The 25,845-nt window shown below is 42.7% G+C and carries 21 protein-coding genes and 1 pseudogene; 12 read left to right on the forward strand and 10 right to left on the reverse strand.

The genetic code is table 11. The features are described from left to right. Positions 1-694, forward strand: a pseudogene (locus IQ246_RS18140) (cobyrinic acid a,c-diamide synthase); the annotation flags it as partial. Here the strand turns inward: IQ246_RS18140 and IQ246_RS18145 are convergent. Then, on the reverse strand, positions 672-1,109 hold the full coding sequence (locus IQ246_RS18145; RefSeq protein WP_194004740.1) for a Crp/Fnr family transcriptional regulator: 438 nt from the start codon (positions 1,107-1,109) through the stop codon (positions 672-674). The pseudogene IQ246_RS18140 and the gene IQ246_RS18145 overlap by 23 nt on opposite strands. A gap of 493 nt (positions 1,110-1,602) precedes the next feature. Between IQ246_RS18145 and IQ246_RS18150 the strand changes: the two genes are divergently transcribed. The 6 genes from IQ246_RS18150 to IQ246_RS18175 all read left to right on the forward strand — a co-directional run bounded on the left by IQ246_RS18150 (position 1,603) and on the right by IQ246_RS18175 (position 8,759). Further along, positions 1,603-4,641, forward strand: coding sequence for a UPF0182 family protein (locus tag IQ246_RS18150; protein ID WP_194004741.1), 3,039 nt, complete (start codon positions 1,603-1,605; stop codon positions 4,639-4,641). A gap of 133 nt (positions 4,642-4,774) precedes the next feature. Next, the gene (locus IQ246_RS18155; RefSeq protein ID WP_194004758.1) at positions 4,775-5,521 is read left to right on the forward strand and encodes an ABC transporter ATP-binding protein; all 747 of its coding nucleotides are present in this window, start codon (positions 4,775-4,777) and stop codon (positions 5,519-5,521) included. 31 nt (positions 5,522-5,552) lie between these two features. After that, positions 5,553-6,116, forward strand: a complete 564-nt coding sequence (locus tag IQ246_RS18160; RefSeq protein WP_194004742.1) for a Uma2 family endonuclease — start codon at positions 5,553-5,555, stop codon at positions 6,114-6,116. Between the two features lie 12 nt (positions 6,117-6,128). After that, on the forward strand, positions 6,129-6,830 hold the full coding sequence (locus IQ246_RS18165; protein ID WP_194004743.1) for an SAM-dependent methyltransferase: 702 nt from the start codon (positions 6,129-6,131) through the stop codon (positions 6,828-6,830). Positions 6,831-7,074: 244 nt separating this feature from the next. After that, positions 7,075-7,722: a histidine phosphatase family protein gene (locus IQ246_RS18170; RefSeq protein WP_194004744.1), complete on the forward strand. Its 648-nt coding sequence runs from the start codon at positions 7,075-7,077 to the stop codon at positions 7,720-7,722. Between the two features lie 11 nt (positions 7,723-7,733). Continuing rightward, on the forward strand, positions 7,734-8,759 hold the full coding sequence (locus IQ246_RS18175) for a glucokinase (protein WP_194004745.1): 1,026 nt from the start codon (positions 7,734-7,736) through the stop codon (positions 8,757-8,759). Between the two features lie 472 nt (positions 8,760-9,231). On the opposite strand, the gene IQ246_RS18180 is transcribed toward IQ246_RS18175, so the two are convergent. Next, on the reverse strand, positions 9,232-10,152 hold the full coding sequence (locus IQ246_RS18180) for a histone deacetylase (RefSeq protein ID WP_194004746.1): 921 nt from the start codon (positions 10,150-10,152) through the stop codon (positions 9,232-9,234). Positions 10,153-10,209: 57 nt separating this feature from the next. Then, positions 10,210-10,431: a hypothetical protein gene (locus IQ246_RS18185; protein WP_194004747.1), complete on the reverse strand. Its 222-nt coding sequence runs from the start codon at positions 10,429-10,431 to the stop codon at positions 10,210-10,212. A gap of 250 nt (positions 10,432-10,681) precedes the next feature. Here IQ246_RS18185 and gyrA point away from each other — a divergent pair, with 250 nt between their 5' ends. The 4 genes from gyrA to IQ246_RS18205 all read left to right on the forward strand — a co-directional run bounded on the left by gyrA (position 10,682) and on the right by IQ246_RS18205 (position 16,557). Then, entirely contained in the window at positions 10,682-13,273 is a 2,592-nt protein-coding gene (gene gyrA / locus IQ246_RS18190; RefSeq protein ID WP_194004748.1) for a DNA topoisomerase (ATP-hydrolyzing) subunit A, read from the forward strand. Next, a complete protein-coding gene (gene lnt, locus IQ246_RS18195; RefSeq protein WP_194004749.1) occupies positions 13,254-15,020 on the forward strand; it encodes an apolipoprotein N-acyltransferase in 1,767 nt (588 codons plus the stop codon). The genes gyrA and lnt overlap by 20 nt, the downstream gene beginning before the upstream one ends. 535 nt (positions 15,021-15,555) lie before the next feature. Then, entirely contained in the window at positions 15,556-15,861 is a 306-nt protein-coding gene (locus IQ246_RS18200) for a hypothetical protein (protein ID WP_194004750.1), read from the forward strand. A gap of 294 nt (positions 15,862-16,155) precedes the next feature. After that, positions 16,156-16,557: a fasciclin domain-containing protein gene (locus IQ246_RS18205; protein ID WP_194004751.1), complete on the forward strand. Its 402-nt coding sequence runs from the start codon at positions 16,156-16,158 to the stop codon at positions 16,555-16,557. 794 nt (positions 16,558-17,351) lie between these two features. Here the strand turns inward: IQ246_RS18205 and rpsU are convergent. After that, complete coding sequence (rpsU, locus tag IQ246_RS18210; protein WP_162397714.1) at positions 17,352-17,540, reverse strand: 30S ribosomal protein S21; 189 nt, start codon at positions 17,538-17,540, stop codon at positions 17,352-17,354. A 120-nt stretch (positions 17,541-17,660) separates the two neighbouring features. Next, positions 17,661-17,969, reverse strand: a complete 309-nt coding sequence (locus IQ246_RS18215; RefSeq protein ID WP_194004752.1) for an RNA-binding protein — start codon at positions 17,967-17,969, stop codon at positions 17,661-17,663. A 568-nt stretch (positions 17,970-18,537) separates the two neighbouring features. On the opposite strand from IQ246_RS18215, the gene IQ246_RS18220 reads away from it, so the two are divergent. Continuing rightward, positions 18,538-19,725, forward strand: a complete 1,188-nt coding sequence (locus tag IQ246_RS18220) for a TRC40/GET3/ArsA family transport-energizing ATPase (RefSeq protein WP_194004753.1) — start codon at positions 18,538-18,540, stop codon at positions 19,723-19,725. A 348-nt stretch (positions 19,726-20,073) separates the two neighbouring features. Here IQ246_RS18220 and dnaN read toward each other — a convergent pair whose 3' ends face one another. The 5 genes from dnaN to IQ246_RS30475 form a co-directional block, all read right to left on the reverse strand. After that, entirely contained in the window at positions 20,074-21,237 is a 1,164-nt protein-coding gene (dnaN, locus tag IQ246_RS18225) for a DNA polymerase III subunit beta (RefSeq protein ID WP_194004754.1), read from the reverse strand. Between the two features lie 333 nt (positions 21,238-21,570). Further along, positions 21,571-22,449: an NAD(P)-dependent oxidoreductase gene (locus IQ246_RS18230; RefSeq protein WP_194004755.1), complete on the reverse strand. Its 879-nt coding sequence runs from the start codon at positions 22,447-22,449 to the stop codon at positions 21,571-21,573. Between the two features lie 451 nt (positions 22,450-22,900). Continuing rightward, complete coding sequence (locus tag IQ246_RS18235) at positions 22,901-24,115, reverse strand: class I SAM-dependent methyltransferase (protein ID WP_194004756.1); 1,215 nt, start codon at positions 24,113-24,115, stop codon at positions 22,901-22,903. A gap of 202 nt (positions 24,116-24,317) precedes the next feature. Beyond that, the gene (locus IQ246_RS18240) at positions 24,318-25,118 is read right to left on the reverse strand and encodes an OST-HTH/LOTUS domain-containing protein (protein ID WP_194004757.1); all 801 of its coding nucleotides are present in this window, start codon (positions 25,116-25,118) and stop codon (positions 24,318-24,320) included. 374 nt (positions 25,119-25,492) lie between these two features. Then, on the reverse strand, positions 25,493-25,747 hold the full coding sequence (locus IQ246_RS30475) for a glyoxalase/bleomycin resistance/dioxygenase family protein (protein WP_244142078.1): 255 nt from the start codon (positions 25,745-25,747) through the stop codon (positions 25,493-25,495). Positions 25,748-25,845: the final 98 nt, after the last annotated feature.

Raw genomic sequence — 25,845 nt, forward strand, 5'->3', positions numbered from 1 at the left:
GACGGCACCCCCCCACTCCATCAAGATTGCAGTTGCTCGCGATCGCGCTTTTAATTTCTATTACCAAGACAATCTCGACTTGCTACAACAGTTGGGTGCAGAATTAGTTTTCTGGAGTCCTATCGAAGATGCTGGACTACCACAGGATATACAGGGAATGTATTTTGGCGGTGGTTTCCCAGAAATTTTTGCTCAGCAACTTGCAGAAAATACCAGCGTCCGTGATGCAGTAAAGACAGCAATTATTGCAGGAATGCCTGCGATCGCCGAGTGTGGGGGTTTGATGTATTTATGTGAGCAAATTGTCGATTTTGAGGATAAACCTTGGCCGATGGTGGGGGTGTTACCGACATCTGCTGTGATGGGTGGACGTTTAACTTTAGGCTATCGTCGCGCAGTAGCTTTGCAAGATAATTTGCTAGTAACAGCAGGTACAAACGTTTATGGGCATGAGTTTCACCGTTCCCGTTTAATCTCAAATCCTAACCAGCCCTTGTTTGAAACTTATCGCTACGATTGTGAGGAAAACATGGGATGTGAGGGATGGGGTCTACCTGCAAATGTTCACGCCTCTTATGTTCATTTGCATTGGGGAGAAAGCGTAGAAATTCCACAGCAGTTTATTAGGCAATGTCTGGAGTTTAAATTGCCTTACTTGTCTCAAAACTTCGCTAATGACTGCTCGCTGTGCTGAGGTCATCATTTAGCTTACGAATCAGGCGGGATAACTCACGAATGATATTCACCGCAATTTCGGGAGTTTCTTCAATGGCTTCATATAGCTGTTCTTGCGTTAGTTCCAAACATTCACAAGGTTCTAAAGTTGTTGCAGTAGCTGAACGAGGTTGAGTATCAAATACTGCCATTTCACCGAAGTATTTTCCTTGTTCTACCTCCGCCAGCGATTTATCACCAATGTGAACTTTAACTCGACCTGAGACAATAATGTAGAGCGATCGCCCTTCTTCTCCTTGTCGAAAAATGGTGTAATTAGCTGGAAACGGCAGTTCGTTCATCACGGAGGTGAGCCGCACAATAAAATCATCCCGCAATTCCTTAAAAATCGGAACTTGCCGGACAAATAGTAAACGGTCAACACTGGTTAGCATAATTACAACTTAAAAAGAAAATCTTACTGAAAATCTCAAAACTGAACTAAGGGCGCGATTAGACATATTATCAGATGTTTATTGTTAGTCGCCAAGAAGAGGCTAGGCTTTGGGGGAGTGGGGGAGTAAAAAGATTTTAGCTGGGTATGGGGGTGCAGGGAAAACCGCTACAATTACTACACCCTGTTTGAATAAGCAGTCTTGGTGTGTAAGTCTTAGCTGTGGAAAAATCAAGTTTGTTTCAGCGGACTTTAGCTATTAGTTTTGGAACTTATGCCCAAGCGGGATGTCAAGTGAGAGATTGAAAAGATGTGGGTAAGCTGTTACGCATTTAAATTATGTATTTCGCGCTTAGGTTGTCAAGAGTCATTTGTCCACAGTCAAAGGCTAGCTTGGACTGTGGACAAATGACCTTGGACATCTTAAGCACAAGAATATTTGATCTAGACGCACATCAGCTTAATGACAAGAGTATGAGGTTAGGGGCCAGCGTATGTTCTGGAAATGGTGCTTTCGACTATTAATAGTATTCCTGGGACTATGGCTACTCTTGACTGTGGGTTCCCGCCTGGGAGCAGAAATTTTCTGGTTTCAGGAAGTCGGCTACTTGCAAGTATTTTTGCTGAGGATAGTGACTCAAGGTGCTTTATGGGTAATGGTAGCTGGTGTCAGTGTTACCTATCTACTGGGAAACCTTGTAATTGCACAACGGCTGAAGTATGTCCAGTCTCTAAAGATAGAACAAGTTAGGAGCGAGGAAGCAGAACTTAGTAGTGAGCTAAAAGACTTTCTCAGTCCTCAGTATCCAAGACGAGATGAAATTCGGACACCTGACACGCGAAGCTTTAAACCATTAAGATTACACTGGTTGTTGCCTCTAGCTTTAGCATTGAGCTTATTAGTAGGATTAATGCTGGGTCACTATGGTCAAATAGCCAGTTCATACTGGTATTATCCCCTTAACAAAGCGAGTCTACCCCTTCCGCTCCTGCTCCGGCCAGAGACCATCTGGCAGTTGGGAAAGCAGATAATCTCGCAAGTTTGGTATTTTAGCTTAGTTGGGGGAGTAGCGATCGCAATCTTAATTTATCCTCAATTGTTTGCAGCGATCGCAATTATTTTCAGTGTCGGGTTTGGGTGGATGCTGTCCCAACACTGGGCCAAAGTTCTGCAATATTTCCACCCTACGCCTTTCAACAACACGGAGCCTTTATTTGGTCGAGATATCAGCTTTTATATATTTTCCCTCCCCGTGGGGGAACTACTAGAATTCTGGCTGATGGGATTATTTTTATATGGCTTTCTCGCTGTTACCCTCACTTATCTCTTATCAGCAGATAGCCTGAGTCGGGGAATTTTTCCAGGTTTTTCACCACAGCAGCAGCGTCATTTATGCGGTATGGGTGGCTTGTTAATGCTGGTGGTTGCCCTAAGTTATTGGCTGAGTCGTTATGAACTTGTATATTCCAGCCGTGGGGTAAGTTATGGCGCTAGCTATACCGATGTTACAGCACAGTTGCCAGCCTATACTGTCTTGTTTGTGTTGGCAGTGGCGATCGCTATTTATCTACTTTGGCGAACGTTTTTCTGGCGATCCAAATCCAAGTATCGCCGATTGGTGTTTTACGGTTTGGGGATCTATCTAGTAATGGTTGTAGCAGCTGGTTATGTCTTGCCCACTGCCGTGCAATATTTAGTTGTTGAGCCTAATGAATTGCAACGTGAGCAACCTTACATTCAGCGTACTATCGCCTTGACTCGGCAGGCATTTGATCTTGAGGCGATCAATGCTAGAACTTTCAATCCGCAAGGAAGACTGACTGAAGCTGATATTAAAGAGAATGCCCTGACGATTCGCAATATTCGCCTTTGGGATGAGCGACCACTATTAGAAACCAATCGCCAGCTGCAACAAATTCGTCCCTACTATCGGTTTCCTGATGCTGATGTTGATCGGTACACCCTAGAACCAGACGTAACCACACGCCGGCCAACTGCCCAAAAGCCACCAGCGCTTGAGCAGAAACCAGTTGAAGCAACAGAACGGCGTCAGGTATTGATTTCGGCACGAGAATTAGATTACAGTGCCGTACCACAACAGGCGCAGACATGGGTTAACCGCAATCTAATTTATACTCACGGTTTTGGATTTACTCTCAGCCCGGTTAATACAGTTGGGCCGGGAGGGCTACCAGAATATTTTGTCAAAGATATTAGCGGTGATCGTAATGCCCTCAGCACTTCCAGTGAGGGTATTCGTGACAGTGTTCCCATTGGACAACCCCGAATTTATTACGGTGAAATTACCAACACTTATGTAATGACTGGCACGAAAGTTAAGGAGCTAGACTATCCGAGTGGCAGTGAGAATGTTTACAACAAATACGATGGTCGAGGCGGTATTAAAATCGGTTCAGCGTGGCGAAGGTGGCTATTTGCCACGTATTTGAAGGACTGGCAAATGATACTGACGCAGGATTTTTTGCCTGAGACAAAAGTGTTATTCCGGCGGAATATTAACCAAAGAATTCGCGCGATCGCACCTTTTTTAAAATTTGATAGTGACCCCTATTTGGTCGCTGCTGATGCCAATTTTGACAAGAATAATCAAGATTTCCCAACCAATCAAAGTTATCTTTATTGGATGATTGATGCCTACACGACAAGCGATCGCTATCCTTACTCAGATACCAATGGCGATAATATCAATTACATTCGTAACTCGGTCAAAGTAGTGATTGATGCCTATCACGGCACTGTTAACTTTTATATTGCCGACCCCAATGATCCGATAATTGCCACTTGGTCAGCGATATTCCCAAACCTCTTCAAACCGCTCAGTGCCATGCCAGTCAGCCTCCGCAGCCATATCCGCTATCCAGTAGACTTCTTCAAAATTCAATGTGAGCGGTTGATGATCTATCACATGACTGATGCCCAAGTATTTTACAACCAGGAAGACCAGTGGCAAATTCCCAACGAAATCTATGGTGGCGAAGCTCGTCCGGTAGAACCGTATTATTTAATTACCAGTCTACCTACCGTACCTTTTGTTGGCACAGCCTCTCGTAGAGAAGAATTTATCTTGCTTTTGCCCTACACTCCCAGACAGCGGACTAATTTGATTGCTTGGTTAGCAGCGCGATCGGATGGACAGAACTACGGTAAGCTGCTGTTGTATGTTTTTCCCAAGGAACGTTTGGTCTACGGACCAGAGCAAATCGAGGCGCGGATTAACCAAGATCCAGTAATTTCCCAGCAAATTTCCTTGTGGAATCGGCAGGGTTCAAGAGCGATTCAAGGAAATTTATTAGTAATTCCGATTGAGCAATCCCTACTCTACGTCGAGCCAATCTATCTAGAAGCGACACAAAATAGCCTACCAACTCTGGTACGGGTAGTCGTAGCTTACGAAAACCGGATTGTCATGGCACAAACCCTAGAACAGGCATTGCAGGCAATTTTTAAACCAGAAGTAACACCCGCTCCGGCGATTATCCGTCCTGTTGAGGAAGCAGCCCCGCCTAGTTAGAAATCATACACTACGTCTTCCCAATGCCCAATGCCCAATGCCCAATGCCCAATGCCCAATGCCCAATGCCCAATGCCCAATGCCCAATGCCCAATGCCCAATGCCTTTTACCATTTCTGGATGTAAACCACCGATGAACCCTGATGAACGTCGAGATGAAGATAGACAAGCTTTTACAATATTAGAAGTTCAAGACCTTGATGTTAATTATGGCGGTATTCAAGCTCTCAAAAATATTAATTTAACTATTCAAAAAGGTGAGGTAGTCACTCTAATTGGTGCTAATGGTGCAGGCAAAACTACCACACTCCGCGCTATATCAAAAATAGTGAATTCTAGGAGTGGTGGAATTATTTATAGTGGACGTAATATTACACGTCGTCAAGCTCATGAAATTGTTAAACTTGGTATAGCCCATTGTCCAGAAGGGCGAAGAGTATTAGCACGGCAAACAGTTTTAGATAACTTATTATTAGGTGCTTATATTCGCTCCAATCAAGTAGAAGTAAAAAGAGATATTCAGCGCCAATTTGAGTTATTTCCGCGTTTAGCGCAAAGACGTAATCAACTAGCAGGAACTCTCAGCGGTGGTGAGCAACAAATGTTAGCGATCGCTCGTGCTGTAATGAGTAAACCAAAATTATTACTTTTAGATGAACCTAGCCTGGGATTAGCACCTGCGATCGTCCGGGAAATTTTCTCCATTATTGAAAATCTGCGGGCTACAGGCGTTACTATTTTGTTAGTTGAACAAAACGCCAATCTGGCTTTAAAAATTGCCGATCGCGGCTATGTTCTAGAAGCTGGTTCTATTACTTTAACAGGTACAGCATCAGAATTAATTAGTGATGAGCGAGTTAAAAAGGCTTACTTAGGATAATTAAAAATGAAAATTTGGAAGGCATGAACACATGGTAAAATCACCAACTAAACCCCTAACTTTGGAGGAGTTTTTAAAACTACCAGAAACCAAACCTAGCTCAGAATACATCAACGGTAAAATTATTCAAAAGCCTATGCCTCAAGGAAAGCACAGTATCACTCAGGGTGAGTTAGTCAGCGCTATCAATGCTGTGGTCAAGCCTCAAAAAATTGCCCTTGCCTTTCCAGAATTACGATGTACTTTTGGCGGACGTTCGATTGTACCAGATGTAGCCGTCTTTGCTTGGAAGCTAATTCCTATAGACGACGGTGGAGATGTGGCGAATATCTTTAAAACTTATCCAGATTGGACAATTGAAATTCTTTCTCCAGATCAAAGTCAGACTAAAGTAACAGGAAATATCTTACATTGCCTGAAGCATGGTAGTCGCTTAGGTTGGCTAATTGATCCAGAAGAACGATCAGTTTTGGTTTATCCACCAAAACAGCAACCAGAACTTTTACAAGAGGAAGAAGAAATAATCCCAGTTCCCGATTTAGTTAGTGAAGTTCGGTTGACTGTAGGGCAACTATTTGGATGGTTGAAGTTATAGAGACATATATTAATGGGTTTTAAACTTAAAAACGTCATTCCTTGGGGACGTTCGATGCAGGAATACATGAAGATGTTTGACTTAACTTCTGATGAATGTAAGTTAAATATTCTCGATTGTGCTGGTGGCCCTGCTAGTTTCAATGCAGAAATGACACGTCAAGGCTACAAAGTTATCTCTTGCGATCCAGTTTATCAATTCACCGTAGATGAAATCGCCAAACGGATTCAAGACACTTATGAAACAGTAATACAAGGTGTCAAAGCAAATCAAGAATTTTATGTTTGGCAAGATATCCAGTCACCTGAACAGATGGGTGAAATTCGGATGGCGGCGATGCGTCAATTTTTGGCAGATTTTCCTTTGGGAATTACAGAAGAGCGTTATTTAACAAACCAATTACCTAGCTTACCGTTTGAAACCAATCAGTTTGATTTGGTTTTGTGTTCTCACTTATTATTTACTTATTCTGATCAGCTTTCAGAAGAATTTCATATTTCATCCATTTTAGAAATGTGTCGAGTTGCTAAAGAAGTACGGATTTTTCCAATATTAAAAATATCTGGTGAACTATCTCCTTGGCTGCAACCAGTCATAGATGAACTACACCAACGGAAATATTCAGTAGAAATTAAGCAAGTGCCTTATGAATTTCAGAAGAATGGCAACCAAGTCTTGCGTATCAATGTAATTTCTGCCAAGATGCGAAACTGATGCCTCTTCAAATTTCACCTATAGGATTCCTATTTGATTTTTGAAAAAACTGCGTACACCTCTAACTCCCTTTTTTCCTATCCCCCATTCGGTGTCTCTACGAGTCAGTTCACGAATCAAATCGGATTACTATAGTAGGTTAATTTATGACGAATAATTATAAGATTTGTCATATATTGGATTTCAGCCCAGTTTTTGGGTGTCTATCGTAGATGCGAACCTAATCGCCTGAATATTTAAACTAATGAGTCAAATAGTCTGGATCGCAAGACATGCTAACCGCTTAGACTTTGTTAACCCCGATTGGTTTCTCACCGCAGAACGACGCTACGATCCACCCTTATCTGATGATGGTATCGTGCAGGCTCAGCAGTTAGCTAATCGCTTGAAAAGAGAAAATATTGCTCATATTTTTGCTTCTCCCTTCTTACGAACTGTACAAACAGCAAACCAAGTTGCAGAAGTTCTCAATCTGTCTATCAAATTGGAAATAGGCTTGAGCGAATGGCTAAATCCCGCTTGGATGACAGAAGAACCAGAAAGACTTTCAACTCCAGCTTTAGCAGAATTATTTCCTAGAATTGACATTGGTTACACTTCGCGCATTGCAGCCAAGTATCCTGAAACTCATGAAAAAGTGCGGGAACGTTCAGGACAAACTGCTAGATGCCTGGCCAATGAATTTTTCCCAAAAAATATCTTGCTGGTAGCCCATGGCGCTTCTGTACTGGGGGGAGCAATGGGGTTAGTAGGAGAAATTGCCAAAACGGAAGTGAAAGCCTCTCTATGTTCCCTAGTGAAGCTTGTACGTCAGGATTCAGAATGGTTGTTAGAACTAAAGGGAGATATCTCCCATTTAAGCGTTGTAGAGAAAGTAATTCGATTTAACTGAAAGTAACTAATATGACATTACTATTAGCAGGAGACATTGGCGGCACAAAAACTATTTTGCGGCTGGTTGAGGCGTCAGAGTCGCTGGAGTTACGCACTATTTATCAAGAAAGCTATCGCAGTAGTGATTTTCCCGATTTAGTACCAATAGTGCAGCAGTTTTTGGTCAAAGCTGACACAGCGACACCACAAAAGGCTTGTTTTGCGATCGCTGGCCCAGTGCTCAAAAATACTGCTAAGCTGACTAATTTAGTATGGTTCCTCGAAACCGAACGACTAGAACAAGAATTAGGCATTCCGCAAATTTCTCTAATCAACGATTTTGCTGCTGTAGGTTATGGCGTTTTAGGTTTACAAAAACAAGACTTGCTGACTTTGCAGGCTGGTAAATTTCAAGCTGAAGCCCCCATTGGAATCATTGGTGCTGGTACAGGCTTAGGACAAGGATTTTTAATTAAGCAAGGGCCTTTCTATCAAGTTTTTCCCTCAGAAGGTGGACACGCTGACTTTGCCCCCCGTCATGAGTTAGAGTTTCAGCTATTAAAATACCTGTTGGATAAACATGGTATCCAGCGCGTTTCTGTAGAACGAGTGGTTTCCGGTCAGGGAATTGTCGCAATTTATCAATTTTTGCGCGATCGCAAAATTGCTCCGGAATCACCAGATATCGCCCAAATCGTCCGAACCTGGGAACAAGAGGCGGGACAGCAGGAAAGAAGTGTTGATCCTGGTGCAGTTATTGGTACAGCCGCATTGCAAAAACGCGATCGCCTTTGCGAACAAACCATGCAATTATTTGTAGAAGCTTACGGTGCAGAAGCTGGAAATCTTGCCATCAAACTCCTACCTTACGCTGGACTATACATTGCGGGCGGTATTGCTCCTAAAATACTCCCTCTAATACAAAACAGTAATTTCCTGTTAACTTTCACCCAAAAAGGCCGGATGCGTTCTCTCCTAGAAGAAATACCTGTATATATTATCCTCAATCAACAAGTGGGGCTAATTGGTGCTGCTTTGTGTGCTGTTAGGTTATAATCTCCAATGATTAATACTGGTCGTCGCGAGATCTGATTGGGCAAAGGAGAGTAGTAAAAGCGAATACTCAAATTTGCGAATTAATCTGACCAGCCCCTTCTCTACGAGAGGCTGCGCCAACGGGGCGGGAACAGGGAACAGGGAATAGGGAGAAGAATTAGCCCCGAATATTGGATACAAGCCCCTTAATTGATTAATGGAAAAAATCAAATACTTGAAACCAGATGGCGCAAGCCACGAAGTTTCAATGCGTCCTTATATAAATCCCCTAATTGGAATTATGGGGATTCCCCTGTTGCCTGTTGCCCGTTAAGAGTTCCCTTTTAAATGAAATATTTGTGTGGCGATCGCACTTGCCCAATTAAATTAATAATAATTACTTGCAATAACTTCCTATATTAACTTTATTCGTTGACAATTTTTGCTTGCAAAGTGGGATTATGCGGATCTAATTAGCAAACTTCAGGAAGTCCTAAAGTAAACAACGTTCAATTGTGGCGACAACTGATTGAGAAAGTGTATCAAAATCGTAACCGCCTTCCAAACCAAATAAAATTTTACGAGTTAGCCCCAGACAATAATCAGTGAATAAGCCATAATCTGCTGGTTGCAAATTAATACTCGCCAAAGGATCTGCGGCGTTGGCATCGTAACCTGCACTCACAATTAGTAAATCTGGCTGAAAATTTGCTAAAAAGGGTAGCACCTTTGTTTCCAATAGTGGTTGATATACAGAGATATCACTACCAGGAGCTAGGGGCAAATTCAACACATTATTATGAAAGCCGCGCTCTGTAGCTCTCCCAGTACCGGGATAGCAGGGGTACTGATGTAGAGAACAATAGGCAATTTGCGGATGAGTTTCAACGATCGCCTGAGTACCATTACCGTGATGGACATCCCAATCTAAGATGGCGACGCGGTTAATTCCGGGTTGTTCTAGGGCAAACAAAGCTGCGATCGCTGCATTAGAAAATAAGCAAAAGCCCATCCCAGCATCACTTTCAGCATGGTGTCCCGGTGGACGCGCCAGCACAAAAGCCGGATTTGCTGTTGCTAGCACAGTATCAACTCCATCCAACCAAGCACTCACTGCTAACAATGCTACATCATAACTACGCGGGGAAACAGGCGTATCTCCGTCCAAATAACTACCGCCAGTAGAAGCAATTTCCCAAACTTTCTTGATATAGTCTGGGGTATGAGCTTTTACCAACAGAGGCATCAGTGATAGGTTTTCTGATGCTGGTGTAGGCGATCGCCATTCAATTTTCTCTGCAAATGCGGATGTTCTTAAAGCATTAGCGATCGCCTTCAAGCGTTCTGGGTTCTCTGGATGGTATTTTCCAGTCTTGTGATCCAGAAACTCGTCAGAATAAATGACTGGCAGCATAGAGCGAAAAAATTTGGCAGCAGGATACTGAATGCCATTGTATCCTTACTAGCCTCTCTACTCTTCGGTTAACCCAGTCATTTCTTCATCGCTTGGTTGATCAAGCATTTCGGGTACTAAAGCTGGGTTACTCCTACGTTCTGCTGGCGATTGCTCCCGGATGACATCATCCATTTTCGGAGGATGTTTGATTTTGTCTAGTACCTCTGGACTTAGTTGCGATGCATCACCTTCGGAATTGATCTTTTCAGCTTGACTAGGAACTGTTTCCTTATTCATGAATATTGCCTTTAACTTCTAGCCCAAGCTTAAGAAATGGTGTTGCAAGACACACACTATCTTCGGACTTAGATTGCTATTTGCAGACTAGGGTTTGGCTAAATGCCTGACCTAGCTCTCCAGGCAAAAAAAGGCAATATATGCTAGAATTGTATCAAAATATAGCAATTATTCAAGAGAAATTTAGAGTAATTTTGCGCTTTGTCAAGTTTAAAGGCTAAAATCTACGATTTTTGGAGATTTTTAGGTTATGACATTCTCACAGGAGAGGATTATCCCGACAGACTTGCGGAACGAAATGTCGCAGTCTTATCTGGAATACGCCATGAGCGTGATAGTGGGTCGGGCGCTGCCAGATGCCAGGGATGGTCTAAAACCTGTGCATCGCCGCATCCTGTATGCAATGCACGAGCTAGGTCTACTCCACGATCGCCCTTTCAAGAAATGTGCTCGTGTGGTGGGGGAAGTGCTAGGTAAATATCACCCCCACGGTGACACAGCAGTGTATGATGCCTTGGTGCGGATGGCGCAGGATTTTTCCATGCGATCGCCCTTAGTTAACGGGCATGGCAACTTCGGTTCGGTGGACAACGATCCGCCAGCGGCAATGCGATACACAGAATGCCGCTTGCAAGCTCTAACAAGCGCCGGTCTACTGCACGACATTGAGTCAGAAACCGTAGACTTTGCTGATAACTTCGATGGTTCCCAGCAAGAACCGACAGTACTGCCGGCACGTATCCCACAATTGTTGCTCAATGGTTCTTCTGGAATTGCCGTGGGTATGGCAACCAACATTCCGCCCCATAACTTGGGCGAATTGATTGATGGCTTGGTGGCACTAATTCACGATTCAGAAATCACTGATCTCCAGTTAATGCAGTACATCCACGGCCCAGACTTTCCCACTGGGGCGCAGATTTTGGGGACTACGGCAATTCGGGAAGCTTATACCACCGGGCGCGGTTCCATCACCATGCGTGGTGTAGCTAATATTGAAACCGTTGAACAACGGGGGCGTCCAGATCGGGAAGCAATTATCATCACCGAATTGCCCTACCAAACCAATAAAGCGGCGCTGATTGAAAAAATCGCCGAAATGGTCAACGAAAAACGTCTAGAGGGAATTGCAGATATCCGGGATGAAAGCGATCGCGACGGGATGCGTATTGTCATCGAACTCAAACGTGATGCCTATCCCCGCGTGGTGCTAAATAACCTCTACAAGCAAACGCCACTCCAAGCCAACTTTGGGGCGAATATGCTGGCGTTGGTAAATAGCGAACCTCAGATCCTTACTCTGAAGGAGTTCTTAAGCGTCTTTTTGGATTTCCGGATCGAATCCATTGCCAGACGCACCCGCTACGAACTGCGGAAAGCCGAGGAACGCGACCATCTCTTGCAAGGGTTACTGATTGCCCTGTCCCGGTTAGATGCAATTATTAACTTGATTCGCCATGCTCCTGATGCGCCCACAGCCAAAGGTGAATTAATCACAACTTATGGTCTTTCAGAAGTGCAAGCAGATGCAATTTTGCAAATGCAATTGCGGCGTTTGACTGCTTTAGAAGCAGACAAAATTCGCCAAGAACATGAGGACTTACAAACGCAGATTACCGACTTGCAGGATATCTTGGCTCGGCGGGAAAGGGTGCTGGAAATCATTGAAACTGAAGTTACACAGCTAAAAACTAGCTTCGCCACACCTCGTCGCACGGTGATTTTACCAGGAGAAGGAGAATTAGATGACCGTGACCTCATTGCCAACGAAAAAGCAATAATTCTAGTCACCGAGCAAGGTTACATCAAACGGATGCCAGTCAACACCTTTGAGGCTCAAAGCCGTGCTACCAGAGGTAAAGCCGCCGCGAAGGTCAAAGATGATGACACCGTTGAGCATTTCTTAACTTGCTGCGATCACGACAGTATTTTATTCTTTAGCGAGCGTGGTGTAGTTTACTGCCTCAGAGCATATCAAATTCCAGTTGGTTCGCGTACCAGTCGCGGTACGCCAATTGTCCAAATGCTACCCATTCCCCGCGAGGAAAAAATTACCTCGATTGTACCCGTTGACGAGTTTACCAGTGAAGAATACCTAGTAATGCTCACTAAAGGCGGCAATATCAAGAAAACTGAATTAGCTGCGTTTAGCCATATTCGGGCCAATGGACTGATTGCCATTTCCCTAGAAGAAGGTGATCAACTCCGCTGGGTACGACGCGCTAAAGTAGAAGACAGCATTATTATTGGCTCTCGTCAGGGTATGGCGATTCACTTCAGGTGTACCCACGAACAATTGCGTCCTCTTAGTAGGGCGACTCGTGGGGTAAAAGCGATGAAACTGAAGAATAATAATGATGAACTGGTGGGAATGGATATTCTCCCCGCAGCAATTCTGGACACCTTGAATACAGATACAGAAGCGGAAATCGAAGATATCGAGACTGAAGATATCGAAATTAATGAAGAATCCGCAGAAGTGCCTAGCAACGGCAGTATAGGCCCTTGGGTGTTGGTAATTACAATGGGAGGATATGGCAAGCGTGTGCCAGTTGCTCAATTCCGCCTGCAAAATCGTGCTGGTCAGGGTTTAATGGCAACCAAATTCAAAAACCGCAAAACCAAAGATAAATTGGCAACCCTACGCATTGTCAACAATGATGATGATGAAATCATGATGGTCACAAATCGCGGTATTATCATTCGTCAGGCAGTGAATGCGATTTCCATACAATCGCGATCGGCAACTGGGGTGAGAGTGCAGCGTTTAGACGAAGATGACGCTATTACTGGCGTGGCAATAGTTCCACCTGATACTGTTGATGCAGAAGAAGCTGAATAAGAAGCAGGGGGAGAGGTTAATCTCCTTACTCCCTTACTTAATTGCCTTATGCAGCGGGATTTTGATGGGGCTAACCGTAGCCCCTATAGGTGCGTGGTTCTTAGCTTGGATTGCCTTAGCGCCCCTATGGATATTGGTTGTTAGCTCCTCAAAACGCAAAAACCAATATCCCCCTGCTCTTCCCCGAAGTTACGATGCCTACGGCGGGCTGTACCAACAAAGGAAGCCTCCGCTCGGACTTCTCTGTGCTCTCTTGTGGGGTATCAGTTATCACGGTGTCGCCCTATCTTGGATTACTGGAATTCATCCTATGACTTGGTTGGGCGTTCCTTGGTGGCCGAGTTTAGCTATTACCCTTTTTTGTTGGGGATTCATTAGCCTCTTGGGAGGGGTATTTGCTGCTATTTGGGCTGCTGTGATGGTTCGTCTGGGCGAGCAAAAGTCGTGGCTACGTATACTGATTGGTACAGCTGTTTGGTGCGCTTTAGAGAGTCTGTGGAGTGCCGGGCCTTTGTGGTGGAGTTCGCTTGCTTATACACAAAGCCCATACAATCTCGTGATTTTACACCTTGGTCAACTCTCTGGGCCTAATACTATTACAGCGGCAATAGTTGTCATCAATGGTTTGATTGCTGAAGGATGGACGAACCGCACAGACGCAGAGGGCGCACAGACAAGTTGGTCTGTGTTGCGCCAGTTGGTACAATGGGGGAAACCTTCCGTTCGTCCTTGGCGTCTCCCCTTGGGAGAAGTTTCGATAGGAGGAAGCCGCTCCAGCTTCTCTGCGCCTCTGTGGTTCGTTGATAAATACTTAGCTACCGCCACGGGACTATTAATTACCTTACACCTCATTGGTTTAATCTTATACATCCGTCCTATCGCCCAAGTACCAGAAGCAGCATTGAAAATTGGGATTATTCAGGGTAATATCCCTAACCGACTTTTACTTGGTTCTGAGGGGTTTCGTCGCGCCCAAGAAAACTACACCAATGGGTATATTACTTTAGCAGATCAAGGTGTAGATGGAGTCCTGACCCCAGAGGGCGCTTTACCTATTTTTCAGCGTAACTTGATGGGAACTGCCTTAGTCTCAGCAGTGCGGGAAAAAGGCGTAGTTGCTTGGATTGGGGCTTTTGGAGAACGGGGACGCAGCTATACAATTAGCTTGTTTACTTTTAATGGTAATGGTGAAATTGTCAGCCGCTACGACAAAGCTAAACTAGTACCTCTGGGGGAGTATATTCCCTTTGAAGGAATTTTAGGTGGGATAGTTCAGCGCTTGTCGCCTCTGGATGCACACCAAATTCCCGGTTCAGCAAATCAGCTAGTTGACACTCCTTATGGTAGGGTTATTGTCGGTATCTGTTACGAATCTGCATTTCCGGAGCAATTTCGCCGTCAAGCTGCTGCGGGTGGGCAATTTATCCTAAGTTCTTCTAATGATGCTCATTACAGTGCTCACATGCCATTCCAGCATCATGCACAGGATATTATGCGGGCAATTGAAACTGATAGATGGACTGTGCGGGCAACTAATACCGGATATTCAGCTTTTGTAGATCCTCACGGCAAAACTTTGTGGATATCTGGATATAATACCTACGAAATTCATGCTGCAACCATTTATCGCCGACAAACGCAGACTTTATATGTTCTTTGGGGTGATTGGTTGACACCGTTGTTGTTAGGGTTAGGTGTTGTAGGATGGTTTGTGAGCAAACGCAAGGATGAAAATAGTAGTTTCTAAGGAAAGGTCTGGCAAAAAATTTGGTTATAACCTAATATCGAGAGCTTGAGTTATGACGTAACCATCGCCGACTTTTACATGAATAGACCACAGTAAATGCCCACTCTACAAGCAAGGAACTATTTCCTGTAGTTTACTCAATTTAAAATTGCTGTATGACTTTTCTGTCTGCTTCTTCCCAGGTTTTGTAATTAGACTTGGTGTTTCTGGCTGTTGTTCAACAGGCTTTGTCAATAAAGTAGATGGCGTAGATGTTGTTGAAAAGTAGCAATTGTTGCTAATGAAACTAGACACTTGCAGTAAGATTTTGGCATTAACCTTGATCATGTCCAATAGACATCTCATATCATGTTCGCTTAAATACTTACGATATAATGAACGCTGAGATTTTTAAATATAAAGACTTTGGGGATTTTATATCGTCAGCGATATACCAAAGATGATATAAACTTTTTTATTAGTAAGAGTATCAGTAATTTATATAACAGTATAGGCAACGTCATAAAACCGTTTTTAAGTTATACGCAAAGGATGAATGACTAATTTAAATGACTTCCAAAAACTAGTAGCACTTGCAAATGAACACGGAATTATTTGCCAACCAGCACCAGAAGAATGCTTGATTGCATCTTTACCTGGATATGATGATTTTTTATTGGCTTTCACTTGGTCTGGTGCTGTTGAGGGAGAACCACCAGAGCATGAATTAATTGCAATTAGCGTACAAGATATGGCTAAAGAGGTTACTGTTGCAGCTTGGCAGATTCCTGCTTATTTATTCGGCCATGTTTTAAGACAAGCACAAATGCTTGTAGCTGCCCACAAAGATTTCATTAGTTAACAGATAACTATAGTAATCCGATTTGATTCGTGAACTGACTTGTAGAGACACCGAATGGGGGATAGGGGATAGAGAATGGGAAATGGAAAAAAGGGAGTTAGAGGTGTACACAGTTCTTTCAAAAATCAAATAGGAATCCTATAGCAGCTAAAAAATACTATGCCTATTCACGGAGGTATCATTTATTTTGTTGCCATTGAGTCGATTGGATACACGTCTGTCTAAAGATAGATACTATTTACTTTAAGAAAAGTTACGTTTGTAACAGAATCTAAACAAACTCAGGTAAGACACATGGCTGATATTGTTGATACCGCCGTTAACGCTGGCTCTTTTAATACCTTAGTTGCTGCAATTAAAGCTGCAAATCTGGTAGATACTTTAAAGGGTGCTGGTCCATTTACTGTGTTTGCACCTACTGATGAGGCATTTGCTAAGCTTCCCGAAGGTACAATAGATGCATTGCTCAAAGATATTCCAAAGTTGAAGAAAATCCTGACTTATCACGTTGTTTCAGGTAAGGTACTATCATCTGACGTGGTTAAGCTAAAGTCAGCTACCACTGTTGAAGGTTCTGATGTGAAAATTGACGCTTCTAATGGAGTGAAGATAAATGATGCCACTGTCGCAACACCAGATGTTGCTGCTGATAATGGTGTCATTCACGTCATTGATACAGTATTAATCCCAGCATAAGCATCTGCTTAAAATCGTAGATAAAAGAAACTGTAGATAAGCTGTATACGCAAATAAACTTGTATATTTCGCGCCGAGGTTGTCAAGAGTCAAAAGTCTACAGTCAAAGGCTAGCTTGAACTTTTGACTCTTGACCTTCGACAGCCTCAGCACGAGAATATTTGATCTAGACGTGCATCAGCTTAATTTCTTTTATCTACGATTATTAGCAAATCGAGTCTGTTAAAACTTATCATGTGTCATATAACGTTTTGCTGATTATTTTTTTAACAAGCGTTATACAAAATCTTTTAACTGAAAAAATATACCTAGTGGTTTAGATTGTGTAGGTAAGATTGTTTAAATTACCCAATTTAAATAAAATATTATTTGTAGCTAACAATAAAGCAATTGAATAAGACTTTGCGAGTCTCCTTTATATGGCTGATTTAATTTTTATTAAATATATTACAAAAACTGCATTTTGGTAATGAGTATTACTAAAATACAGTTAATAATTGCTTGAATCACCAAATCGATGAGGACACTATAGGTATATCATTGATTAAGAATGCTTCCAAGCTTTGTGCAACGCTATTTATAAATTTTTCACTTTTTTCAGGATAGTGCTTAAACAAGGCTGTATACCACTACAGTACCGAATTGTTTATACCTAAAAGAGGGCATCAAAACCATGAGGCCCTCTATGTAAAACTCCTCTTTTTCAAGACTGCTCTGAATCTGCCCCAGAGCAGTTTTACGTTTTATGAGTATGTAGGCGAATAACTTAAGCGTTTGTACACAAGACTTGTTCCTCAATTACGGAAACTTCTCTTACGCTGCCTGTGCTTAGCAACTTCTTTGCGCTTACGTTTTTGCTCTGGCGTTTCAAAATGACGATGCTTCTTCATGTCTGAAAAAATCCCTGCCTTGGAAACTTGCCGCTTAAATCGACGCAAGGCTGACTCGATTCCTTCATTCTCGCCCACAACTATTTGGGTCATTTTGTCTCCTACTTAAATTGGTACTTGGCAATGTTAACCTATCCAGTAGACTGGAGCGTAAAAAGGGCAGACTCGTTGTCTGCCCTGAAGACGTTAAAGTTATATTTTTTGTTTCAAAGCTTAGTAACGCTGAGAGTATCCTCCACTGTTATTCCCCCGTCTACCACCACCAGAGGAACCTCTATCCTCACGCGGCTTAGCCTTATTAACTTTGAGGTTGCGTCCCATCCACTCAGCACCATCAAGAGCATCAATGGCAGCTGTTTCTTCAGCATCTGTACCCATTTCCACAAAACCAAAGCCGCGTAATTGACCTGTTTCACGATCAGTAGGTAGCTGAACCCGCTTTACAGAACCATATTCTGCAAACACAGCAGTTAGAGTATCTTGTGTAACCTCATAAGACAGGTTGCCTACGTAAATTGACATAGATTGTTTCCAAAATCAGAGGTTTGTAGAGATTTAGATTTCGGGGAAAAGCCTGTAAATACCAAAAGGTAGAAGCCTATCAATACTAAAAACAAAAGCTACAACCGAATTTTATTCTCATCTACTACTTTAGCACAGCATTCAATTCTTACTCACCTTAACCTTGCACAAGGCTAAGAGGATGTTTGAACAAGCTTTTGCAATATTGAGTTAGTAAACAAGTTTTAAGCAGTCAAGTGAGTTGGGTTGAACAAAGTCCAACAAGCAATCAACTTACAAATACTGAGTTTCGCGATCGCTCAATCCAACCCACAAATTATGATAAATAATAATCTCAACCTCAAAGGGCGATCGCACTGACTCATGAAGAACTCAAACACTAATTGAGAGTAACGCTAGAACAGCCCAGGCTATGCTAGACGGTCAGTATAGCAATATGGTTTGATTTTTTTCCACATTTATTATTAGAACTATTTACGCCTACACATGCTAAGGCAGCATTTATTTCTCTTAAACAGTCGATAATGTAAATAAATGTAAAAAATCCTCAGTCAGGACAAAATCATCCATGCGTGTAATTTTAATGACCGGCAAAGGCGGCGTCGGAAAAACCTCCGTCGCTGCTGCGACTGGACTCCGTTGCGCGGAACTAGGCTATCGCACACTGGTTTTGAGTACAGATCCTGCTCACTCCCTGGCAGACAGTTTTGACCTGGAACTGGGTCATGCGCCGCGAGAAATTCGCCCGAATTTGTGGGGTGCGGAACTAGATGCACTGCAAGAACTAGAAGGAAACTGGGGTGCAGTCAAGCGTTATATTACCCAAGTTTTACAAGCAAGAGGTTTAGATGGGGTACAGGCGGAAGAATTGGCAATTTTACCAGGCATGGATGAGATTTTTGGCTTGGTAAGAATGAAACGTCATTATGATGAAGGCGAGTTTGATGTCCTGATTATTGACTCAGCACCTACTGGTACAGCATTACGACTGCTTAGTTTACCAGAAATTGGTGGCTGGTATATGCGTCGTTTTTACAAACCATTTCAAAACATTTCGGTAGCACTTAGACCTCTAGTTGAACCTCTTTTTAGACCAATTGCTGGTTTTTCTCTTCCAGACAAAGAGGTAATGGATGCGCCTTATGAATTTTATGAACAAATTGAAGCTCTAGAAAAAGTATTAACAGATAATACTCAAACCTCAGTGCGCCTCATCACTAATCCAGAAAAGATGGTGATTAAAGAGTCTCTCCGTGCTCATGCTTATCTAAGTTTGTACAATGTTGCTACAGATTTAGTAATAGCCAATCGCATTATTCCCAGCGAAGTACAAGACCCATTTTTCCAACGTTGGAAAGAGAATCAACAACAATACCGTCAAGAAATCCATGATAATTTTCACCCTTTGCCTGTAAAGGAAGTTCCACTATTCTCTGAGGAATTGTGTGGATTACCAGCATTAGAACGGCTAAAGGAAACCTTGTATAAGGACGAAGATCCGACTCAGATTTATTACAAAGAAACGACTCTCAGAGTTGTACAAGAGCAAAACCAATACAGCTTGGAACTTTACTTACCTGGTATTCCTAAAGACCAGATTAAATTGAATAAAACTGGAGATGAATTAAACATTACTATTGGCAACCATCGGCGTAACTTAGTGTTACCGCAAGCTTTAGCAGCATTGCAACCATCAGGGGCAAAGATGGAAGAAGACTATCTGAAAATTCGCTTTACTGACAATGTAAGAGTTTAATTTGGTTTAAACGGTAACGTTTAGACAAAAGCCAAAGCTAATACTAAAAATCAAAAACCTTTTGCAACGGGTTTCATACGAATAGACCACGGTAGGATGGGCATTGTAATACTCACTCTACAGGCAAAGAGTTATTTGCTGTAGTCTACTAAATTGAAAACCGCTGCATTGTACTGGAAATTTGAGGCAAAGACGTTGTATTGAAATGTCTTTTTGCATAAAGATGAAATGGCGATCAGATCGCTGTGAATGTGTCAGCCCCGATTCATGGAGAATATGCGTTAACTATCAAATCCTGAACTATCTACAGACTGGAAACATGAAGAATTCACGTTAAAGTTATTGATGTCAGGATCTTATTTGTACGGGCATCGCTAAATAGGTCATTTTCAAACCACCCAGTGGCGTAAAAATCACTGGAGTCAGGCTTTGATTTAGATGCATTTGAATTTCGGAAGATGGTAACTCTTTCAAACCTTCCATTAGATACTTGATGTTAAAAGCAATTTCTATGTTTTGCCCAGAAATTTGTGCTGGCATTGACTCTCTACCACTACCCACATCTTGAGCTTCACAAGATAAGGTAATTTCTTGGGCATCTCCATCAATGTTGAGTTTCACAATATTATTCTTCTGATCGGCTAGCACAGCAATTCGCTCCAAAGTACTAATGAATTGTCGCCGCTCAATCGTCACTTCTCGCTCAAATTGACGTGGGATCAGTTGTCGATAAGCAGGATATTGCCCTTCTAATGTGCGACTAGTCAAGCGTTGATTCTGCCAAGAAAACACAACTTGACCTTGATCGAAATGTAAAGCTATGGGTTCATCTGATGAAGAGATGTGAGCTAACATTCGTTGTAGTTCACGTAATGCCCTAGCTGGTACTGTGACTTCTAGTTGAGTACTCCCGTCCAGAGGTCGCTCGTTAGTAGTTTCTACCACTGCTAAGCGATGTCCATCAGTAGCAGCAAATTCCAAGGTATCTTGTTTAACTGTTAAATGGACTCCAGTAAGTACTTGCTTGGTTTCATCTGCACTGGTAGCAAATAATGAACCCCGTAATCCCTCAATTAATGCCGCAGCAGGGATATGTAGTGCTTCAGTATTTTCAATTACAGGCAATTCGGGAAATTCTTCAGCTCCCATTGCTCGTACCTGATAATGCCCACTCTTGGGTGTGAGTGTAACAATTAAACCCTCTCCACCAGGTGTTGCACCTGTGAGGGTTGACTCATCGTCTAGAGTGATTTCCCCCTCTGGAAGACGAGAGGTGATGTCTACAAGTAGTTTAGCAGGAAGGGCGATCGCTCCACCTTGCCAGACCTCAGCGTTAAAGCTGGTGCGGATACCCAAGCTGAGATCAAAGGCTGTTAGGCTTACCTGGTTAGTTTGAGCATCCGCTTGGAGCAGCACATTGGCAAGTACTGGATGAGTCGGCCGTGATGGTACAGCACGACTGACGAGTGAGAGGTTTGTACTGAGATCGCTTTGGGCGCAAACTAATTTCATAGTCAGATTCATCTGGTGAAGGATATCCTAACATCCTTGTTGTTTATACGCGAGTGTTGACAGTCCAGTTTACCAGCGGTAACTTTACTGCCTATTGAACTACTACTAAAATGATATTTTCTATCTACGTGCTAGGAACTGGGGAATTTGTGGAAAACCTGCCATAAGTCTGTTTAACAGATGGTTAAGTAAATGACTATCTGTGGAAAACTTGTGGAAAACCCCTATAAGTTTTCCACAGGGTGATTATACTTAATAAGGTTTTTCCCGAAAACCCTAAAGTTTTCCACAGACTTTTCCACAATTGAGGTTAATTGAATCAAATTTAATTGCTTACTCCTCACTCGATTCCCCCCATTCTTTAATAATAGAAAATAATGATGAGTAATCAGCATCAGCAAATGACATTTTCACTGCTGTTTGCAAAATTTGTCGCACACCTTTAATACTGCTGAGATCCAATCCACGAGATTTGGCTTCCGAGATAAACAAATCTGTATCTTTTAGCAAATGTTTTGTCGGAAAATTGGGATTAGCATAATCGCTAGCCAACATCCGTTGCAACTTTTTGTCAAATGTCGGCGCATAGAGTGAACTATCGCGCAATATCTGCATAAATACATCTACATCAACGCCCTGACGCTGAATAAAAGCGAGACTGAGGGCAAAACTAGTTGTTAGGGAAGCTATTAGTTGATTTAATGCCAATTTGAGCGCAGCAGCAGTTCCTACTGGCCCTATAAGTAAAGGTTCTGATCCAAAATGTTGCAGTAACTTCAAGTGGCTTTGATATTGTTCTGGCTCAGCACCTACCATTACAATTAGTTTGCCAGCTTGTGCTTCTGGGATGCTCCCTAGTACAGGTGCTTCTAAATATTCACCACCACCTGCAACCACTGCATCTCTGATTTCTTGGCTTTCTGTGGGCGTAATTGTTCCCATTTGGATGATAGTACGCCCTTCCAGAGTGTGCCAAGCAGTATCGGAAAGCAAGACATGATAAATTGCTGAGGCATTAGTGAGCATGAGAATGACGCACTCAGCTGCACGAATGGCCTGGCGGGGATGTGTCACAACTTCAGCGCCAGCTGCTTGTAGTGGTGCTAATTTTTCTGGGGTGCGGTTGTAGGCAACTAGCTGTATATCTGCGGCTAACAACCTTTGAGCCATTGGTAGTCCCATCAGTCCAGTTCCCAGAAATGCCACCTTCATTTTTTACGTTCCTTTGATACAGCGTAAGCGTAGCGCGTCGTAGATATCGTGTTTCTATTATTCAGTGAACAGTTATCAGTAGACAGTGGTCACTGATAACTGACTACTTCAGCCACCAGCGGCAAAAGTAAGCATAATTAAAACTGAAAGTAAGATCCCTGGGGTAAGTAGTGTTACTAACAAAAACAATTCATGAGTAGACATAATTAATACTTTTGTCTATGTTTTATTTTACCGTAATCACTGTTATCCTAGTCTAAATAAGACTGATACAGCATTCTTAAATAGAGTTTTAACTTTTCACCCTTTGGGTGACGCTCCTAAGTCGCCCATGGGGAGTGGGTTGGGGAGACAGCGCTGTGGGCGGGTTTCCCGACTGGTTCGCGCAGCGTCTCCCACAGGAGAAGCAACTGGCGTGGAAACCCCCAAGACCGCGTTGCTTCACTCACATTTAAGTTGGCTCCGGGAAAGTCAATCCTTTGAGTGATTGAGAAGTTTCTGTCTCCCGCAGACCTTTGCTCTGAACTAGAACTCCAAAGCCGCCTAACCCTGTGGAATCTAGAAGCTGGTGTAGTGCGTCCCGTCGCCGCAGTAATTGTGAGAGTGGTTGATTTTGATAGGAGATGGCTGCAATGCGATCGCCTAAACCCAATGCCATCAAAAACAGAGCCTGCTGGATAAAACCAACTTTATCTAAACCGCACCGCTGCCCCCAGCGTTCCAAAGCAGTAAAATCAGCATGGGCAGTAATATCTTGTCGCCCAATATTAATATAAGGGTTGTCATGGAAACGATGATGATAGTAGCACTGTAACGTTCCTTGCGATCGCCTAGGATTGTAGTAACGACTGGCAGGATAGCCATAATCAATTGTTAACACATAGCCGCGTTGCAAGCGGTCGGCTACTATACTCAACCAATCTAGAGCAGCTAAATTAATTTCGCTACGGTAGCCATCTGGATAAACACTTTGGGCAAAGTCAATTCCCACTAATTCTAAATATTCAGCCAGTTGGGGCGTAGAAGGTTCTCCTATGACTTCCACAAATGATGGCATGGGACCAGAAGTAAAGGAAGAAAATACTTTCTCATCTCCCTCGTCTTTTTGCGCTGTTACATAAATTTCTCGCAGTTCCCCAGCTTCTAAGCTGAATTGATGCACTGGTAAAGCATCAACTAACTCATTAGAAAAAAAACAGCCAGTAATCGAGTTAGATGGTATGTCTTCTAGATTGCACCAACGCACTGGAAAATCTTGCAAGCGTTGCTGCTGTTCTTGTCTTAAAGCCGGGGATTTTTCTACAATAACGTACTCCAGGGCGATCAAAAAATCTGGATAGTGTAGCTGATAGTGCTTGAGGATATGCAATGCCAACACTCCTTGACCTGCTCCCATTTCTACCAAAGAAAACGGCACAGGTTGCCCTAAAATCTCCCACATCTGGAAAAATTGTTCTGCTAGTAACTCGCCAAAGTCAGCGCCAAGGTTGGGAGAAGTAAAAAAATCACCACCTTGAAAGCCAATTTTGACCGCATCGCTAGAATAGTAGCCGTGTTCCGGGTGATACAGCGCCATATCCATGAATTCAGCAAAAGTAATGCGCTGTTGGGGATTAGCGGTAATTTGGTGAGCGATCGCTGCACACAATGCTGGATTGGAATCCATAAAATTTGAGATTTGAGATTGGGAACTAGAGAAAATAAATATAGCGGTATGCAGTTGAGTGAGATACAAAAACTTTGCTGAAATGATTTTACAGTAAGGAGTTTGGTGTTCTCATCCAATCGATAACCGCTATACTTGCAAGCGGCATAATCAATTTAACCGAAGTGTAAAAATTGGAATCTGTGGTTTGTGCAGCGATTTGTTAGTGCGAAAGTTTACTTTTATATAAAATAAACACGCTGTTCTGCTCGCTAACTTGACTCTCGGTAATTTCAAATAAGCCAGACGCCTTCAAAACACCTTTTAGTGTCTTAATTCCATACTGCTTAGGCGTACACTCAGAGTCTTGACTCTTAATAAATTCCCCCGCTCTTGCCAGCAAAGTCATATCACCTATTTTGTCTGTGTTTGTTTCGGCTAAACGCAGTAATTTTACAATTTTTGTATTCTCCCATGTTGTTTCAGACGGATTGTTCATATTTATATACTCAACGTCAGAAGAAATAATATATGCCTTTAATTGCTTGTATATAAATTCGATATCTGGGTTAGATTCGGCGTAATTTCCTTGAAGGAAAACAACCACACAAAATACAAATAGTGTTATTTTTTTATAAAAGTAAATTGCTTCTTGGTACTGTGATTCTAGGTAAATAATGCAAGTTTTACATCCTTCTTCGGTGCTTAATATATTCAAACCTTCCGACTCACCAAAATGATGAACGAGTTTGTTCCGCTCGGCAACAATCTCTCTTAATCTCTCGACAAAGTAATCAGTGTCATAATCCGCAGACTCAATAAAGGCATTTATTAGATTCCCTAGAGTCTTCAATTTAGCTGCTTCTCTGTACTTCCAAAAGCTATCGATACCTTTTGCACTAGCATCTGAGTGAATAAATGGAAGAAGCAATTTCAAGCCTTTCTCGATTTGCTGAAACATCAATATATTTCGTCCTATTTTTCTTAGGACTTCATTTACCAACTCACGATATTCACTTTTCATGGTTATTTTAGCCTGCTGGTCGCAGTAAGCAGATAAACCCTTCTTACTCTAAGTGCCGATCAGTAGACAATGCCTCTGTAATTCCGCGTTGGCGCATTAGCATAAAGCTCAACGTATCACATATAGAGTAGGTTTTATCCTCCTGCTTCATTAGGAGATCGACTGCTGTTCAGTGCAATGGCTCATCCACCCAAACCGTTTCTACGTCTGGGTTATCCAGCAAGTCAACTACAAAAACAAGGACGGATGAACGCGGAAAACGCCTTGCAGTGGCTAACGCGACGTACTCAGCAATGACATAGCTGTGGGTTAATCGGATTGTTGCTCTTTTATAGGCAGCACAAGCTTCAGTATGTAAAGGCTCAGTATGTGAATTACCTTAGCGATAGCGTTCGCGCAGCATCTCGTAGAGAGAAACGGGCGTCCGTAGGAGCGTCATTACGAATTCCAACGTAGTGGTAATAGCCACTCACCAACGACACCAGAACACCATTAAGATCGCAGATACGAGCAACTGTCTGTCCCCAAGGTTGTTTTTTCGGTGCATCTAATCCTTTTGCTCCCGCTCCTATGGCTCTAATATAGGCATTGACACTCCCGTGGCTAAAGCCGAGGGGATTCTTAATCAAACAATTGTAAAGACAACTGCTCAAATAATATCCGCTTTTCAGGTATTACCTTAGATGTACGGTTCTTGCCCTGATCCCGTTTGCCACGAATGGCGGAA

Source organism: aff. Roholtiella sp. LEGE 12411, from assembly GCF_015206995.1.
In the GTDB taxonomy this organism is placed as follows: domain Bacteria; phylum Cyanobacteriota; class Cyanobacteriia; order Cyanobacteriales; family Nostocaceae; genus Komarekiella.